The sequence below is a fragment of the Rhodanobacter sp. ANJX3 genome (genome assembly GCF_014200755.1).
GTDB lineage: Bacteria > Pseudomonadota > Gammaproteobacteria > Xanthomonadales > Rhodanobacteraceae > Rhodanobacter.
Map to the genome: position 1 here is coordinate 132,237 of NZ_JACHCM010000005.1, position 15,795 is coordinate 148,031.

Annotated in this window: 10 protein-coding genes; 4 read left to right on the forward strand and 6 right to left on the reverse strand. The window is 62.1% G+C overall.

Annotated elements, in window-relative coordinates:
* Window positions 1-17: 17 nt before the first annotated feature.
* Together HDE76_RS14720 and HDE76_RS14725 are read right to left on the reverse strand one after the other, a co-directional pair.
* Window positions 18-1,850, reverse strand: a complete 1,833-nt coding sequence (locus HDE76_RS14720; protein WP_179478037.1) for a sulfotransferase — start codon at window positions 1,848-1,850, stop codon at window positions 18-20.
* Between the two features lie 67 nt (window positions 1,851-1,917).
* The gene (locus HDE76_RS14725; protein WP_184508673.1) at window positions 1,918-4,851 is read right to left on the reverse strand and encodes a TonB-dependent receptor; all 2,934 of its coding nucleotides are present in this window, start codon (window positions 4,849-4,851) and stop codon (window positions 1,918-1,920) included.
* Window positions 4,852-5,456: 605 nt separating this feature from the next.
* On the opposite strand from HDE76_RS14725, the gene HDE76_RS14730 reads away from it, so the two are divergent.
* Entirely contained in the window at window positions 5,457-6,401 is a 945-nt protein-coding gene (locus HDE76_RS14730; RefSeq protein ID WP_179478041.1) for a DegV family protein, read from the forward strand.
* Window positions 6,402-6,431: 30 nt separating this feature from the next.
* On the opposite strand, the gene HDE76_RS14735 is transcribed toward HDE76_RS14730, so the two are convergent.
* Window positions 6,432-7,214 carry an SDR family oxidoreductase gene (locus HDE76_RS14735; protein WP_179478043.1) on the reverse strand — a complete coding sequence of 261 codons (783 nt, stop codon included), beginning with the start codon at window positions 7,212-7,214 and terminating at the stop codon, window positions 6,432-6,434.
* 113 nt (window positions 7,215-7,327) lie between these two features.
* On the opposite strand from HDE76_RS14735, the gene HDE76_RS14740 reads away from it, so the two are divergent.
* On the forward strand, window positions 7,328-7,531 hold the full coding sequence (locus HDE76_RS14740) for a hypothetical protein (protein WP_184508675.1): 204 nt from the start codon (window positions 7,328-7,330) through the stop codon (window positions 7,529-7,531).
* A 40-nt stretch (window positions 7,532-7,571) separates the two neighbouring features.
* On the opposite strand, the gene sppA is transcribed toward HDE76_RS14740, so the two are convergent.
* Both sppA and HDE76_RS14750 read right to left on the reverse strand, forming a co-directional pair.
* A complete protein-coding gene (sppA, locus tag HDE76_RS14745; protein ID WP_184508677.1) occupies window positions 7,572-9,452 on the reverse strand; it encodes a signal peptide peptidase SppA in 1,881 nt (626 codons plus the stop codon).
* A 43-nt stretch (window positions 9,453-9,495) separates the two neighbouring features.
* Window positions 9,496-10,899, reverse strand: a complete 1,404-nt coding sequence (locus tag HDE76_RS14750; RefSeq protein ID WP_184508680.1) for an MATE family efflux transporter — start codon at window positions 10,897-10,899, stop codon at window positions 9,496-9,498.
* 156 nt (window positions 10,900-11,055) lie between these two features.
* Between HDE76_RS14750 and HDE76_RS14755 the strand changes: the two genes are divergently transcribed.
* Together HDE76_RS14755 and HDE76_RS14760 are read left to right on the forward strand one after the other, a co-directional pair.
* Window positions 11,056-12,270 (forward strand): DUF3667 domain-containing protein, encoded by a 1,215-nt coding sequence (locus tag HDE76_RS14755; RefSeq protein WP_184508682.1) that lies wholly within the window; start codon window positions 11,056-11,058, stop codon window positions 12,268-12,270.
* Between the two features lie 434 nt (window positions 12,271-12,704).
* The gene (locus HDE76_RS14760) at window positions 12,705-14,879 is read left to right on the forward strand and encodes a primosomal protein N' (protein WP_184508684.1); all 2,175 of its coding nucleotides are present in this window, start codon (window positions 12,705-12,707) and stop codon (window positions 14,877-14,879) included.
* Window positions 14,880-14,907: 28 nt separating this feature from the next.
* Here the strand turns inward: HDE76_RS14760 and tatC are convergent, their stop codons facing one another.
* Window positions 14,908-15,681, reverse strand: coding sequence for a twin-arginine translocase subunit TatC (tatC, locus tag HDE76_RS14765; RefSeq protein ID WP_184508686.1), 774 nt, complete (start codon window positions 15,679-15,681; stop codon window positions 14,908-14,910).
* Window positions 15,682-15,795 lie beyond the last annotated feature (114 nt).

Sequence of the window (15,795 nt, forward strand, 5' to 3'; positions counted from 1 at the left end):
GGCACCTCACAAGCCGTCTAGAAATTCGACTCGACTGGATAGCTCCAGTACTCCAGCATCGGCTGAAGAATCGGTAGAACCGGCCTGAATACCTCGCGGTAGCGCGTCCAACGTTCAATCGCCTTCCGGTTGATTGGCTCGATGACCTGAGAATAGCTCGGGGTGCCGATGTAACTCTTACTGCGAGCGTGCTTGTCGAATTGCATCAGCGGTGCGCAGTCGTCAAGATCCAGAAAATTCGCGATGCGTTCGGCCTGGCCGGCAAAGTCACCAACCAGATCCTCGTAGCGCGACACCAGTACATCGGGTTTGAACACTTGTACATCGGCACACCACTGCTGCATCGTATCCACATAGGCTTGCGCCAGCCGCTCTAGCGATCCGCACGCCGTCGCCAGAACGTGGGAGCGGAAATGCTGCATGTAGCAACTCAGGATCACGTCGCACGGATGACGTACCGCCAGAATGATCTTGGCGGCCGGAAACAATCGGTGAATCATTGGTAGCCATTGCATGTTCAGCGGATTCTTGTCCACCAGACGTGCGGCCGAATTTCGCTCGATCCGTTCGCCAACCATGGTGTGATAGCGTTTGCGCAATTCATCGCAATCGTATTGACACAACAAGCTGAGGTCTTTCGGAACGCGAGCGTCGTGATTGCGCAAAATGTTGATCAGGCGGTTGAAGAACGGATTCTCGTCCATCGACTGCAGCCCCGGGTGAGCGTCCAGCATCTGCTCCAGCAGGGTAGTCCCAGACCTCGGGAAACCAACCACGAAGATCGGGGAATCGAGCATGTCCGGCGCCATCAGCACCGGCCAACGTCGATATTGTTCGGCACTTATCCGAGGCGCTTCCGACGGCAACGCCGCAACACCTGGAGCGAAATGTTCCGGCGCGTCGATGCGTAACAATCTATCGGAAATATCGTGGGCCTTCTGCAAAGCCTGCAGGGCTGCTGCAACATCACCACGTTTGTCGTGAACAGCGGCCAATTGGAAATAATGCTCGGCATCATCATCATCTTGCGCGCCGGCGCCCAAGAGGAGACGGAGCGCACGTTCCGGCTGTTTACGACGCAGAGCCAGGCTCGCCAGAAGGTGCTCGACCTCGTTTTTTTGGGAACGCGAATTTCCGGCTGAATCGATAATTTGCTGCGCGAGCGTCTCGGAATCGTCGAGCCGATTTTGCCGCTCGTAGATAGTGGCCAGCAGGAGTTTCGCTTCGAAATGGTCAGGCTGATGAATCAGAAGATCTTCAAGCAGCCACGCCGCACCCACCGTTTCGTTGCGCAGACTTAGCGTTCGGGCCAGCTCAAGCTGCAGGCTGTCGTCCCCCAGAGGCAACCATGCGCGCCAATGCCTGAGTAGCTCGGCAGCGCTCTCAAAATCCTGGCACAAGCAACATGCCTTGGCCGCATGCACGCGTACCGTAATCGCATCCTTATTCAACAAATGAGCGGCAAGCAGCATTTCGCGGGCAGCCGAATATTCGCGGCAGTCGAACAGCAACATTCCGTACTGGTCACGAATGGTGAGGTTTGATGAATCCAAGTCAAGCGCACGCCCGTAGGCAGCCTTCGCGCCGTCGAGATCCTGCGCACCGTTCAGTGCAACGGCGTAGTTACCCCAGTGCAAAGCGCTGTGAGGATATATGCGGGTCAGCTCGGCGTAGACGGAAACGGCCTCTTGCTGCCGTTGCTGATACTGAAGGCTCAACGCCAGCAACACGAGCAGGCTCTCGTTATGTGGATGAGACGGCAGCATAGCGCGCGCCAGCCCTTCTGCGCGGTGCGGCTGGCCGCTCTGGATGGCCGCAACTATTTCGGTAAGAGTATTTTCAAGATTCATGGCATAAAAAAGGCCGCGTGAAAAAAGTCACGCGGCCTATAAGGTTAAGTTTTACACGAACGATTTTTTAGAATTTGACGGTGAAGCGAGCCCAGTAATAGCGCCCGATCAGGTCAAAGTCGCTCGGATCGGTATTGGCGTTCAGCGTATTGTTGGCGTACAAGATCGGCGGCTGCTTATCGAACGCGTTGTTGACGCCAAAATCGATGCGGCTATTGATGACCTCGAGATTATAACCGAACGAGAAGTCATGATAGAGCGTAGATCCTTCGTGGAACAGCGGTCCCTGCACGCCGCCGTAGCTGTCCTGCAGCGAATAGGTGCCGATGTAACGTGGGCGCCACTCGGCTTCCCAGTTGCCCAGCTGCCACTGGACGAAGCCCGAAGCGCGCCAGCGGGGAAACAGGCAGATGCCGGCATTTGTCGGGCAGGCGGCCTGCGCACTCGAACCGTAGGCAAGCAGCTGGCCGGCATCCTTATAAGTGGTGCCGCCGGCCTGCTGGTTGAAGTAATTCAGGTACGTAGCATCCACACCGACGGTGAACTTGCCGAAGGAATACTGCGGCAACTTGTAACGAGCCGACCAATCTATGCCACCAGTGGCCAGACTACCCAGATTGCCCGTCGGTTCAATAAAGCCCAAGCCGATCTGACCCGCGTTCGGGCCCGAGGCAATACGCTTGATGTACTGGCAATACACCGTCTGACCACCGGCGCAAAGATTCAGGACAGCCTGCGCACCGATCGACGAAATGGTGTTGTCCAGGTAGATATGCCAGAAGTCGACCGTTGTGGACAGTCCTTCCGCCCAGGAAGGGCTGTACACCAGGCCCAGATCGAACGATTTACCCGTTTCCGGCTTGATCGGGAAACCGGCAACCGCGGCACCCTCGGTAATCGTGCTGATCTGCGTGGCCGACGTAACCGACTTGTTCACGAACGTGCCATTCGTCGGCACATACTGGCATGCCGCTGCCAAGTTAGCTTGGCCGGTGTAGCCGTTACACGGGTCACTGGTCAGATAGGGCGCATCCGAACCGGAAGAGTAAAGCTCTCCAATCGTTGGCGCACGGAACACGTCGGCCATCGTGCCGCGCAGCAGCAGGTCGTCGAACGGCTTCCACTCGACCTGGAACTTGAAGTTGTTGGTGCTACCAAACGAGCTGAAGCGCGAATAACGGTCACCGATATCCACATTCAACGACTTGACGAAGGGCAAATCAGCCAGCACCGGGATAAAGGCTTCCGAATAGACTTCCTTCACGTTGTAGCCACCCGACAGACCCGCCACGCACTGGCTGCCCAAGGCGCAGGTGCCGGTGTTCGGGTTGAGCAGCAACTCGGTATCCGGATTAACCGTTTCATGATCGGTACGGTACTGAGCGCCAACGGCCAGCTGCACGGCGCCCGCAGGCAGGCTGAACAATTCGCCGTTCACATCGGCGTGCCAGACCTTTTCCTGACTGTAAGCGTTGCTGGTGGCCACCGCCGAAGCGGCTTTCTCGGCGGCGAGGCTGCCAGGAGAATTGATGGCAAAGGGGTTGAACTGGCAAGCCACGGCGCTGATGCCGGTCGGGCAAGTCGCAGTGCCATCGGCATTCAGCACCGAGGGCCCCGTGTACAGGTCGTTCGCGTTGATCAGACCTTCGGTGGTGGTGGTGACGCTCTCATGGCCGTAGTTCACGCCCACGTTCCACTGCCAGTTATTGTCGGCAATGTTGAAGTCGCCCTTCAGGCCTGTGTTGATCTGAGCGTCTTCGCGACCGGAGAACGCGTAGCGATTGCCGAGGCCAGTGGTACGCGTGCGGAAGCCATAGCCGGTGCTCGCATTGTATGCCGTACCTGGAGCAAACACATTGAAGGCGTTGTGCGCGTCAAGCGTTGCGCCCGACGTGTCCGTGCCGTACACCCCCGGAGCCAGCTGGAAATTGGACGAGGTCTTCTGGTAGGTCGCGTCCATGTAGGCCGATACGTGATCGGTAAGATTGTAATCCCCGTTCAGGAATGCGCCCGTGCGCTCCTGGGGGGTTTCAATCAGGTTGACCGTGGCGTAGTTGTATTTGTCGGCGTTGCCATAGCAGTGATAGTTGGCCGCGGTCGGCACGGTCGCGTTGCCACCCGAATTGAGCGAGATGGTGCCGCATCCAAACTGTGCCGCCAGACTTCCGGGAGCAAAAGTGCCATCGCCGTTGTCGCCGGGAATCTGGATATGGCCGACCGGCGTGGACGACGAGCCGCCCACGATGACGTGGCCCGTGGAAATCAGGCTCAACGCATTCTTCGAGAAGTTGCGTGCGCCTGCTTCGATGCCGTCGGTCTTCTGGTAGTTGACGCCGGCCATGATGCTGCCTTTGTCACCCGACTGGCCGAAGGTGAACGTGTAGCCGGACGTGTCGCCATCGTCGTGGTCCGACTCGCCCACATTGGTTGTGAAGGTGGCTCCCTGGTAATCCTTGCGCAGGATGAAGTTGACCGCACCGCCAATGGCATCGGAGCCGTAAACCGACGATGCGCCAACGGTAAGCACGTCGATGCGCTCGATCGCGTCGGCGGGGATCGCGTTCGGATCGCCGCTCAGCAGACGCTGGCCGTTGACCAGGATCAGCGTGCGCTGCGAACCGAGGCCGCGGAGGTTGATCGAAGAGGCGCCCGTACCGCCACCATTATTGGTCTGCGGATTCACGTTGCCGCCCGTCATCGTCGGCAGCTGTTGGATCAAGTCACCCAAGGTGGCCTTGCCTGTTGCCTGGATTTGCGCGCGATCGATTGTTACGACGGGGCTGGCCGTTTCCAGATCGACGCGGCGGATCAGCGAACCGGTAACGACAACGGTTTGCAGGTCGGACGTTTTTTTGTCGCTCGGCGACTGTGTCGTCGAGGCGGGCTGGCTACCCGTGTCCTGGGCAAATACAGCGTTGCTGGTGGCGCCTACGGCAAGCACGGCACCCAGCGAGAGCGCCAGGCGAACTGACGAAGAAAGTTTTGTGACCCCAAGTTTCATTACGACACCCTCCGATTAATTATCACCATGGGTCAGAAATGGTCTGCCCAAAAAATGCCAGCCGGCCTAAAGTTCCCCTAAGCCAATGCTTCCAAACCCACTAAACCCTAATTTCGTCCCGATACTAACAGGGAAGTAACGTTTCGTGAACACTTTGCACATGCTAGAGACTCACAAACTCAGGCGTAGCCGCAAAATCAAAATTTTGACGCCGTGTAACCGCGGTTAACGAGACTTCACCCCAGATCCTATTTATCACGCGTATTTTACGCGTTGTCAACAAATTTTGTACATGAACAGCCTTGTTAAACAGTCTCTTATGGTCTCTTTCTGCAGTACCGCGCTGGTGACGTGGCCCATCACGCAACGATGAAAACTAAGGCTGATTTGATCCTTCACAGGTAGTCATTAGCTTGGGCTGATTCGCCGACATAGCTCAATCCCGGACTTTATTTTCAGAAGCAACGTACCCGTGCACCGCGGCTAGCCCTCCCTTAAGGCCGCAATTCCAGCTAGTTGAGACTTGGCAGCGCCCCCCCTCCTAGTCTGCGCCATTGATTACATTGCATGCTATGTTTCGCCTGCCTTTCATGAGGGGACGCGAGATGCGGATGGGTCTGGCTATCGACGCAGGTTGCGATCTGTCGCAGGCGTTTTTGCAGCGGCACAAGATCGTCGTGATGCCGATTACAGTGCGGGTGGACGGTGACGTTTTCATGGACGACCGCGAGCCGGCTGAGATGCAGCGCTTTATCGACCGCCGCCTGGGCAGCCGCAGCCACTCGGCGGAAACCGAGCCCTGCTCAGTCGAAGAGGTGGAGAGCCTGTTCCTGGAAAAGCTCGTGCTCGATCACGACTGCATGTTCTGCCTCACCATCATGGCCACGCGCAGCGCGATCAACGAACGCGTGAACCGGGCGAGCTTCGCCGTCCTCAAGAACTATCGCAAAGTACGCGAAGCCGCCGGGGTACCGGGACCTTTCATGATGCGGGTAGTGGACACGCGGAATATTTTTGCGGGATCGGCGCCTGCGGCCTACGAAGCAGCGCGCATGATCGAGGCCCACGAGACGCCTGCGGCGATTCGCGAGCGTCTTACGTACATCGCCAATAACAGCTATGGCTACATGCTGCCGCGAGATCTCTATTACCTCCGCGCGCGGGCCAAGAAAAAGAACGATCGCAGCGTCAGCCTTTTCAGCGCGGTGCTGGGTTCGGCATTGGACATCAAGCCGTTATTACGCGGCTATCGCGGTGAAACCGGGCCGGTGGGCAAGGTACGCGGCTTCGAACACGGCGCCGAGGCGCTGTTCGGTTATGCCGCGCAGCGCGTGCGGAACGGCCTGCTGGTTCCTTTTGTATGCGTGAGCTACGGCGGCGATCTCGGGGTGCTGGCTACGCTGCCGGGCTATGCAGGTTTGCAGGCGGCCTGCCAGGAATCCGGCGTGGAGCTGATGGAGGCGCCGATGGGCATCACCGGTATGGTCAATGTTGGCGAAGGTGCGGTCACTCTGGGTTTCGCTGCGGAAGAACACGAAGCGGATTTTTAGAAAGGGCACTCAAAGCGCCGCCAGAAGCTCTCAGAACCCGTAGTTCAAGAAACCACCATCGACCGCCAGCACCTGCCCCGTGATGTAACTGGCCGCGGGCAGGCACAGAAAAGCGATCGCCGCGGCAACCTCCTCCGGCTCGCCGATCCGGTTCAGCGGCGTGCGTTCCAACACCTCGTCCAGATAATCTGCGTCGGCCAGCGCCGGCTCCGAGCGCTGGGTGCGGATATACCAGGGCGCGACCGCATTGACGCGGATGCCGTCCACCGCCCACTCGGCGGCAAGGTTGCGGGTGAGCTGGTGCAGCGCGGCTTTGCTCATCCCGTAGGCCGAGCCAGTGCGCACATGCGTGACGCCGGACACCGAGCCGACATTGACGATCGCCGCGTTCGGATGCTGCACGAGCTGCGGGTGCGCCAGACGGCACATCTCGAACGCGGCGAACACGTTCTGCTCGAAAATCTGACGGTATTCGTCGCTGCGATAGTCCAGCGTGGCCAGCGGCTGATTGCCGCCGGCGTTGTTGACCAGCAGCGACAGCGGCGCGCCAAGGTCGGCAATCCAGTCGAACACGGCCAGGCGCTCTTCGGCCTGGGTCAGGTCAGCGCCGAAAGCCAACACCTCGACCTCGGGGAAATCGTCGGTCAGCTCGACCATCACCTGTTCGAGATAATTCGGATCGCGCGCCACCAGCAGCAGGTTGGCACCCAACCCAGCCAACTCGCGCGCGGCAGCGTAACCAATGCCCTTGCTGGCACCGGTGATCAAAGCGGTATGGCCCTGCAGTTGCCAAGCGTCGATGCGGCTGTTCATGCGCTCAGCTTAAAGCCTATGCCGCTCGCGCGCATCGTCGTCGGCAAGACAAACCTTGCCGAGGCAAGTCCATGGCAGGACACTGGATCCATCGAACCCGCCAGAGAAACCTCATGAAGCCGCTACCGATTCTGCTCGGCGCGCTTGCCCTGGCCGCCTGCTCCAGCAAACCGCCCGAGCCGGTGGCAAAAGCACCGCCGATAGCGACGCCCTTCGATGCGATGCGCGCCGAAGAGCAACGGGCGAAGGACGTGCAGAAAATCGTCGACAGGCAGGCCGAGGAACAGCGCAAGCAGATCGAGGCGCAGCAGCAGTAGCCGTAAGCGCGTCTATAGAACGCGCGGCGGACACACCTTCTTAGTGCGGGCTGCAGAGGCAGTCCACATAGATATTGGGTGTACCCGCCTTGGCCGTGCGCAGCAGCTGCAGCTCCGGTGCCAGTGCCGGCATCTGGGCTACCCAGTTCGGCAACCGCAACCCCCACGACTGCAGGATACGGACGCTGGCGCTCTGATTGAGACCGAGCAGAAAACGCTGGAACCCGCCCGCGGGCGGCTCGACGTAGCGCACCGGATAGTCGCTGCCCAGCTTCGCCAGGCTTGCGGCATCGGCCACCGCGTTGCCCAGGCCACCGAGCTGATCGACCAGACCGCGATCGAGCGCCTGCTGCCCGGTCCATACGCGGCCTTGCGCAATCGCGTTGATCGCGTCATAGCTCTTGCCGCGTGCCGTCGCCACGTTACCGACAAAGTCGTGATAGCCCTTGTTGATGATCGCCTGGATCACCGCACCGACTTTCGGGTCCAACGCCCGGGTGATGTCGAACGCTCCGGCCATCGGTCCGGTCGCCACGCCGTCGCTCTGCACACCGAACTTGGCCAGTGTGTTGGGAATGGAGTAGTACAGACCGAAGATGCCGATCGAGCCGGTAATCGTGTTCGGCTCGGCGAAAATCTTGTTGGCGTTCATCGAAATCCAGTAGCCGCCGCTGGCCGCCACGTCGCCCATGGATACCACCACCGGAATGCCGGCCTCGCGCGTCAGCTGCACCTCGCGGCGGATCTGCTCGGCCGCGAACACTTCGCCGCCGGGCGAGTTGACCCGCAGCACCAGCGCCTTGGTTTTGCGATCCTCACGCGCCTGCCGGATCAGCGCCGCGGTGGATTCCCCACCGATCGAACCCGGCGACTGCTTGCCGCCGGCGATCTCGCCTTCAGCCACGACGATCGCCACACCCGGTTCGAACCCGCCGTGCGAAGACGTCTGACTGGCCAGATAACGGGTTTGATCCACCTGGCGGAAGCTGTGCCCCTTGTCGTCGGCCGGCACGCCTTCCTTGCGCAGGATCGCGATAAGGTCGGCGCGCGTGGCCAGGCCATCGACCAGATGTTCGTTCAAGGCCAGCTGGGCCAGATCGCCCTGCGTGCTGGCGATGGTTTGCGGCAGGTTGTCGATGTCGTTGCGCAACGTCGCCGGATCAATCTTGCGCAGGGTGGCGACTTCGGCAAGATACTGATCCCACAGGCCGCCCAGCCAGTAACTGTCGGCCTGCTTCGCTTCCGGCGATGCCTGCTCGAGGATGTACGGCTCGGCCGCACTCTTGAACTGGCCTACGCGGAACAGGTGTACGTCGACGCCGAGCTTGTCCAGCAGATTCTTGTAGAAAAGACGGTAGTCGGCCAGGCCGGTGAGCATGACGCCACCCTGGGGGTCGATCAGCACGCGGTCGGCATGCGCGGCCAGGTAATACTGGCCCTGATCCAGATTCACCGCCCAGACGATCACCGGCTTGCCGGTGGCGCGAAACCGGTCCAGCGCGGCACCGACCTCGCGCAGCGCGGCAAAACCGCCGCCCTGCAAATCATCCGGCAGCAGCACGATGCGGGTGATGCGCTTGTCCTTGGCCGCGGCGTCGATCGCGCCGACGATATCGCGCAGTTGCACCTGCTTCGGTTCGTTGCCCGACAGGCCGTCGAGGGTGCGCTGCAACGGGTCGATGCTGTACTGCTCGACCAGTTGGCCTTGCGGTTTGAGCACCAGCACACTGTCGTTCTGCAGCGTGCGCGCCATGCGTCCGCCGGCTAGGCCGCCGACGATCGCCAGAAACACGACGAACAGCAGCGTGAAAAACAGCAGGTTGATGATCACCAGCCGCACGACGTTGATGCCCCGCCCCAGCGAGCGGATGAAAGCCCAGAAGCCGCGCGGGCGGCGTGGCGGCGGCAGTGGTGGCGTCATGCGTGCGGCTCGTGTGAGGTAACAGAGTGAATGAAGCGCGACATCAAAGCTCAAGCGTAACGGGTAAGACCGGCTCGGTCACTGCGGCACGCTGCCAGCGCTCGCGCCAGGCGCTGCGCCAGAATCGCACAAACAACAACACCGCGGCGACCGACAGCCCGGCGATCAGACCCATCCACATGCCACGCGCACCCATGCCCTGATTGAACGTCAGCCACCAGCCCAGCGGCATGCCGATCATCCAGTAGGCGAACAAGGTAATCGCCATCGGCACGCGGGTGTCCTTCAGCCCGCGCAGCGCGCCGTTCGACGCGACCTGGATGCCGTCGGAAAACTGGAACAGCCCGGCCAGCACGATCAGCTGCATCGCCAGCGCGATCACTTTGGGATCGTGCGTATATAAAGAGGCGATGAAGTGCGGCAGGCCCAGCATCAGCGCCGCCGAGACCAGCTGCGTGCCCAGGGTCAAACCGATGCCGCAAAAGCCCGCGTAGCGCACGCCGCGCGCGTCGCCCCGTCCCACCGCGTTACCGACCCGCACCGTGATCGCCATCGCCAGCCCCAGCGGGATCATGAAAAACAGCGAGGCGATATTGATCGCCACCTGATGGCTGGCGATCACGTCCTCGCCCAGCGAGCTGATGATCAGCGCCGTGGCGACGAACAATCCCGCTTCGGCCAGCAAGGTCACGGCCATCGGCAGACCGACATGTGCCAGCGCCGCAATGCGGCGTAGATGCGGCCATTCGAAATGATCGAGTAGACCCAGGCCGCGGTAGTTGGGATGCTTCAGCACGTAAAGGCCCAGTCCCATCATCTCGATCCACAGCACGGCTGCCGTGGCCATGCCGCAACCGTGCGCGCCCTGCGGCGGCAAACCGAACTTGCCGAACATCAGCGCATAGCCCAGCGGCACCAGCAGCGCCAGACCGCCGAGGCTGAAATACATCGACGGCCGAGTCAATGACAAGCCTTCGGACAAACCGCGCAGGGCGAAATAACAGGTCAGCGCCGGTGCACCCCAACTGATCGCCAGCAGAAACGCCTGCACGTCGTGGCGCAGGCTCGGCGTGACACCCATCAGCTCGATCAACGGCATGGCGTGACGTACCGCAAACCACAGCAGCACGCCCATGCCGAGCGCCAGCCACAGCGCCTGACGGAACACCGCACCGACTTCGAGCCGCCGACCGGCGCCGTCGAGCTGGGCCACCCACGGCGGCACCGCCATCATCATGCCGATGCCGCTGACGATGGCCAGCGACCAGATGCTTGCGCCGACCGCCACCGCGCCGAGCACGTGCGCGCTGAAATGTCCGGCCAACAGCGCGTCGATGACGTTGCTGCCGATCGCCGCCAGCTGGGCGAATACCAGCGGCAGCGCAAGACGCACCGTGGCGCGCAGCTCGTGCATCAGACGCACGCGTTCGGGGCGAAAAGCTTTCATCGACGTGGCGTATTCATGAGCGGCGCATTCTAACCGAGCAGCCCGACCGAGCGGCGCGACCCCTCTTTGCATCGCTGCTGAGCCAAGCTTGCTGCCACACGGCGCAGCCTGTGCAAAGATCGGTGGTTGAGCCGGAGACGACCGGACGGGGATTTCATGAACAAGCTCACCAGCTATGAAGGGCAGCATTGCGCCAATTGCGGCGCGGCCATGCACGGCGAGTTCTGCCACGAATGTGGTCAGTCGATCCACAGCGTGCTCAAGCCGATCCACGGCATGCTCGAAGACACGATGGACATCGTGTTTCACGTCGATGGCCGCGCGGTGCACACCATACCGCCGCTGCTGCTGAAACCCGGCTTTCTCACCCTGGAATATTTCAGTGGCCGTCGCGTGCGCTACATCGCGCCGTTCCGCCTGATGTTCGTCCTCAGCCTGCTGGCGTTTTTCATGATCCACCTGCAGCTCGATTCACTGAGCAAAAAAATGATTCGCGGGAACCTTCCGGTGGTGACCAACGGCAACGCGTTTGAAGATGCTCACACGCAAGCCGAAGTACGCGACCAGCTGAAGCAGCAACTGGCCGAACTGGATCGTGCGCGCGCCTCGCTGCCAAACGTAGCCAAGCCGGATATGGACATGGCTGCGCAGAAAATGCGCGACGCGGCGAATCAACGATTGCTCGCCCTGGGGGCAGCGCCCGCGCCAGCCGCCTCGCAGGCGTCGCCCCCGACATCGACGTCATCCACCGCGAGCGATACCGATACGACGGTCGGCAAGCGCGCCCATGGGCGCGGCAAAGATGACGATGAGGGCATGACCCGCATGGCGACCATGCACATCGACTGGCTGCCCGATGCGGCCAACGCGCGCCTCAACCTGCTTGGCCAGCACATGCAAGCGAATTTGCACAACTTCAGGCATGGCGACGCGGCCGCGCGCGAGGAATCCGTCCAGCGCATGATCACCGGCTTCTTCGGCGTTCTTCCGCCGACCATGTTTGTGCTGATGCCCGTCTTCGCGCTGCTGCTGAAGCTGGTCTACCTGTTCAAGCGCCGCCTTTACATCGAGCACCTGATCGTGGCGCTGCACAGCCATGCCTTTCTTTTTCTCAGCCTGATGCTGGGCGCCCTGGTCGGCATGCTCGCCGCCTGGGTCAAACCGGCCGCTCCGTGGTTGGCCACGCCGCTTGGCTGGATCAATCTGGCGTTGTGGATTTGGGCGCCGATCTATCTGCTGATCATGCAGAAGCGTGTTTATCGGCAAGGCTGGCCGATGACGATCCTCAAATACCTGTTTATCGGCTGGTGCTATTGCGTGCTGCTGACGTTCGCACTCGCGATTGCCGGCGTGCTCAGCGTTGCATACTGACGCCGCCTGCGGTGGGTATGGACGATCTAGGAATGCGCTCTCAAGAAGCCCTTCTTCGTCGGTTTTGCACAGCGTCATCTGCCTGTCAAGCGGTGTGAATGGCTTGGGTCAATTGTGTGAATGCCAGGTGACGCAAAATTTCAAATTATTGATTTCAAAGATTTATTTTTCGTGATGAAAACTTGGTCAAGCCGTCCCGAAGGGCGTCACGGCGGGCCTTGAGGCCTCCGCTCCCCTTTACATCCACAGACTTATCCACAGGTCTTGTGGATAAGCGCAAAACCTTACCAGGGTGAGTCACTTAGCCTTCGTTTCTCGATATTTAAGGAGCTAGTGCGCGCAAGCTCCACTCGCCGCTTTTTACCCGCGGGCGCAAGGCTCGGCGGATGGTCAGCGGCACATCCCCGGCTACACTGCCCGATCACGAGGAAAGCATGCCTGCCGTTCTACGCGTTGCCCTGCCGGTGCCCCTGCCGACCCTGTTCGACTACTTGCCGCCTGCGGAAGGGTCAGCGCAGGCGGGTAGCCGCGTGTGGGTGCCGTTCGGTCGAGGCAAGCTGGTTGGCGTGGTGGTGGAGATCGATGCGCAGGCCGCAGTCGGCAGCAGCCGACTGAAGCCGGCCATCCGGTTGCTGGACGACGCGCCGCTGCTCGATGCCGAACTGATGCAGACCCTGGCATGGGCCGCCGACTACTGGTTGGGCGCTCCGGGTGAGGCGTATGCCAACGCGCTGCCGCTCGCCCTGCGCGAACCGCGGCCGCGGCCGGCCATCGGCGATGAATACTGGTCGCTCAGCGCCGCCGGTCAGAGCGCGCACGATGCCGGCAGCCGGCGCGGCGGCAGCAAGCAGCTGCTGGCCTTGCTGGCCGAACGCGCCCTCAGCGCGCAGGAACTGACCGAGCGCCTGCCAGGCTGGCGCGACGCCAGCCGGCGGCTGGCTGCTGCAGGCCTGATCGAGCGCAGCGAACGGCCGCCGCTGAATCACGCCCTGCCCGCTTCGCTGCCGCCGCAGTTGAACGACGAGCAACAGCAGGCGGTTGCCGCCGTCAGCGCACATCTGGGCGAATATCAGCCGTTCCTGCTCGATGGCGTCACCGGCAGCGGCAAAACCGAGGTCTATCTGGCCTTGATCGAACAGGTGCTGGCGCAGGGCAAGCAGGCGCTGCTGCTGGTACCGGAAATCGGCCTGGCACCGCAGACCGTGCGTCGCCTGCGCGAGCGGCTGGGCGTCATCGTGGAAGTGCTGCACTCGAACCTGTCCGAAGGCGATCGCGCACGCGCCTGGCTGCGCGCACGCGCCGGCAGCGCGCGGGTGATTCTGGGCACGCGCTCGGCGATGTTCACGCCGCTGCCGGAGGCCGGCATCATCATCGTCGACGAGGAGCACGACAGCGCCTACAAGCAGCAGGAAGGCTTCCGCTACCACGCGCGCGATCTGGCCGTGGTGCGCGCACGCGCGCTGAACGTGCCGGTGCTGCTGGGCTCGGGTACGCCGTCACTGGAGTCACTGGCAAATGCGGAAGCGGGCCGCTACCGGACGCTTCATCTGCGCGCGCGGCCCGGTGCGATCCGCCCGCCGCAGGTGCAAATTATCGACATGCGCGCACAGCGGCTGGAGCACGGCATGTCGCCGGCCCTACTGGCGGCGGTAGCGGAAACCGTGGCGCGTGGCGAGCAGGCGCTGGTGTTTCGCAACCGCCGCGGCTACGCCCCCGTGCTGCTGTGCCGCAGCTGTGGCTGGCACCCCGACTGCCCACGCTGCGACCGGCCGCTGACCCTGCACGCCGGCCGCCGTCAGCTGCTCTGCCATCACTGCGATTTTCGCCAGCGCGTGCCTGTCGCCTGCCCCGTCTGCGCATCGGCCGACCTGAAGCCGCAGGGACAGGGCACCGAGCGCCTCGAAGAGGCGCTGATCGCACACTTTCCGCAGGTGCCGGTGCTGCGCGTCGATCGCGAAACCACGCGCCGGCGCGACGCGTTCGAGCAGCTGCTGGCCACGCTGCAGAACGATCAGCCGGCGATCCTGGTCGGCACGCAGATGCTGGCCAAGGGGCACGACCTGCCCAACCTCACCATGGTGGCGATCGTCGGCGTGGACGAGGGTTTGCACAGCGTCGATTTCCGCGCCGGCGAACGCATGGCGCAGCTGGTGGTGCAGGTGGCCGGGCGTGCCGGGCGCGCGCGCAAACCCGGCCGCGTACTGCTGCAAACCCATCAGCCCGAGCATCCGCTGCTGCGCGGGCTGCTCGCTCACGGGTACGCCGCGGCAGCGCGCGAACTGCTGGCCGAACGCCGGCAAATTCAGCTGCCACCGTACAGCCATCAGGTGCTGCTGCGCGCCGATGCGCCCACGCGCGAGCCGGTCGATGCGTTTCTTGCCGCCGCGCATGCGGCGCTGCCGGAAAGTGCCGAACTGCAGATCGCCGGGCCGATGCCCGCGCCGATGCCGCTGCGCGCCGGCCGTCATCGCGGCCAGCTGCTGCTCGAGGCGGCCAGCCGAAGCGTGCTGCATGGCCTGCTGCGGCCGTGGCGGCTGGCACTTACCGCGATGCCGCAGGCGCGGCACGTGCGCTGGTCGCTGGACGTCGATCCGATCGATCTTTACTGATCGGTCGAACGATCAGACACAACGACGGCTATTCCGACAGGTCGCGCCGCAGCGATCCGGGCTTGACCAACCAGCGCACCGCCAGAATCCCCAGCTCGTAAAGCAGGCACATCGGAATGCCGAGCATCAGCATCGAAGTGATGTCCGGGGGCGTGATCAGCGCAGCGATCGCGAACGCGCCGCAGATCGCATAGCGCCGCGCGCTGCGCAGCTTTTCCAAATCGACCAGGCCGATCGCGGCGATGATCACCACCGCCACCGGCACCTCGAAACACAGGCCGAAGGCGAAGAACATCAGCATCACGAAATCGAGGTAGTGGGTGATGTCGGTCATCATCTCCACGCCCTGCGGCGTCACCGCCGTAAGGAAACGAAACGCCGCCGGCAGCACCAGAAAATACGCGAACGCGCCGCCCATGTAGAACAATACCAGCGCTGCCGCAAGCAGCGGCCGCGCCAGCCGCTTTTCGTGCTTGTACAAGCCGGGACTGACAAACGCCCACAACTGATAAAGCACCATCGGCATGCTGATGAAAAGAGCCGTATAGAAGGCCAATTTCAGCGGCGTGATGAACGGGCTGGTGACTTCGGTCGCAATCAAATGCGCACCCTGCGGCAGCCGCGCCACCAGCGGCTTGGCCAGCTCGGCATAGAGTCGGTTGGCAAACGGCACCAGCGCAATAAGTACGACCAGCACCGTGCCCACCGCCCACATCAGGCGAAGTCGCAGCTCCAGCAAGTGCGAAAAAAGCCCCTGCAGGCCTTCCTCCGCATCGGGGGCATCGGATTCAGGCGTGGCCATGCGGCGTATCCCTGTCATGTGTGGGATCGCGCTCCGGCCTGGTGAGCGGCGCGTCCAGCGGCAGCTCGGCCTGCACACCCTCCGGTGCCTGACTGCTATCGCTAACATGCTCGC

Bases quoted from the DNA above. Each gene is read 5' to 3' on its own strand.
- HDE76_RS14720 (WP_179478037.1), bottom strand. From the start codon at position 1,850: ATGAATCTTGAAAATACTCTTACCGAAATAGTTGCGGCCATCCAGAGC.
- HDE76_RS14725 (WP_184508673.1), bottom strand. From the start codon at position 4,851: ATGAAACTTGGGGTCACAAAACTTTCTTCGTCAGTTCGCCTGGCGCTC.
- HDE76_RS14730 (WP_179478041.1), top strand. From the start codon at position 5,457: ATGCGGATGGGTCTGGCTATCGACGCAGGTTGCGATCTGTCGCAGGCG.
- HDE76_RS14735 (WP_179478043.1), bottom strand. From the start codon at position 7,214: ATGAACAGCCGCATCGACGCTTGGCAACTGCAGGGCCATACCGCTTTG.
- HDE76_RS14740 (WP_184508675.1), top strand. From the start codon at position 7,328: ATGAAGCCGCTACCGATTCTGCTCGGCGCGCTTGCCCTGGCCGCCTGC.
- sppA (WP_184508677.1), bottom strand. From the start codon at position 9,452: ATGACGCCACCACTGCCGCCGCCACGCCGCCCGCGCGGCTTCTGGGCT.
- HDE76_RS14750 (WP_184508680.1), bottom strand. From the start codon at position 10,899: ATGAAAGCTTTTCGCCCCGAACGCGTGCGTCTGATGCACGAGCTGCGC.
- HDE76_RS14755 (WP_184508682.1), top strand. From the start codon at position 11,056: ATGAACAAGCTCACCAGCTATGAAGGGCAGCATTGCGCCAATTGCGGC.
- HDE76_RS14760 (WP_184508684.1), top strand. From the start codon at position 12,705: ATGCCTGCCGTTCTACGCGTTGCCCTGCCGGTGCCCCTGCCGACCCTG.
- tatC (WP_184508686.1), bottom strand. From the start codon at position 15,681: ATGGCCACGCCTGAATCCGATGCCCCCGATGCGGAGGAAGGCCTGCAG.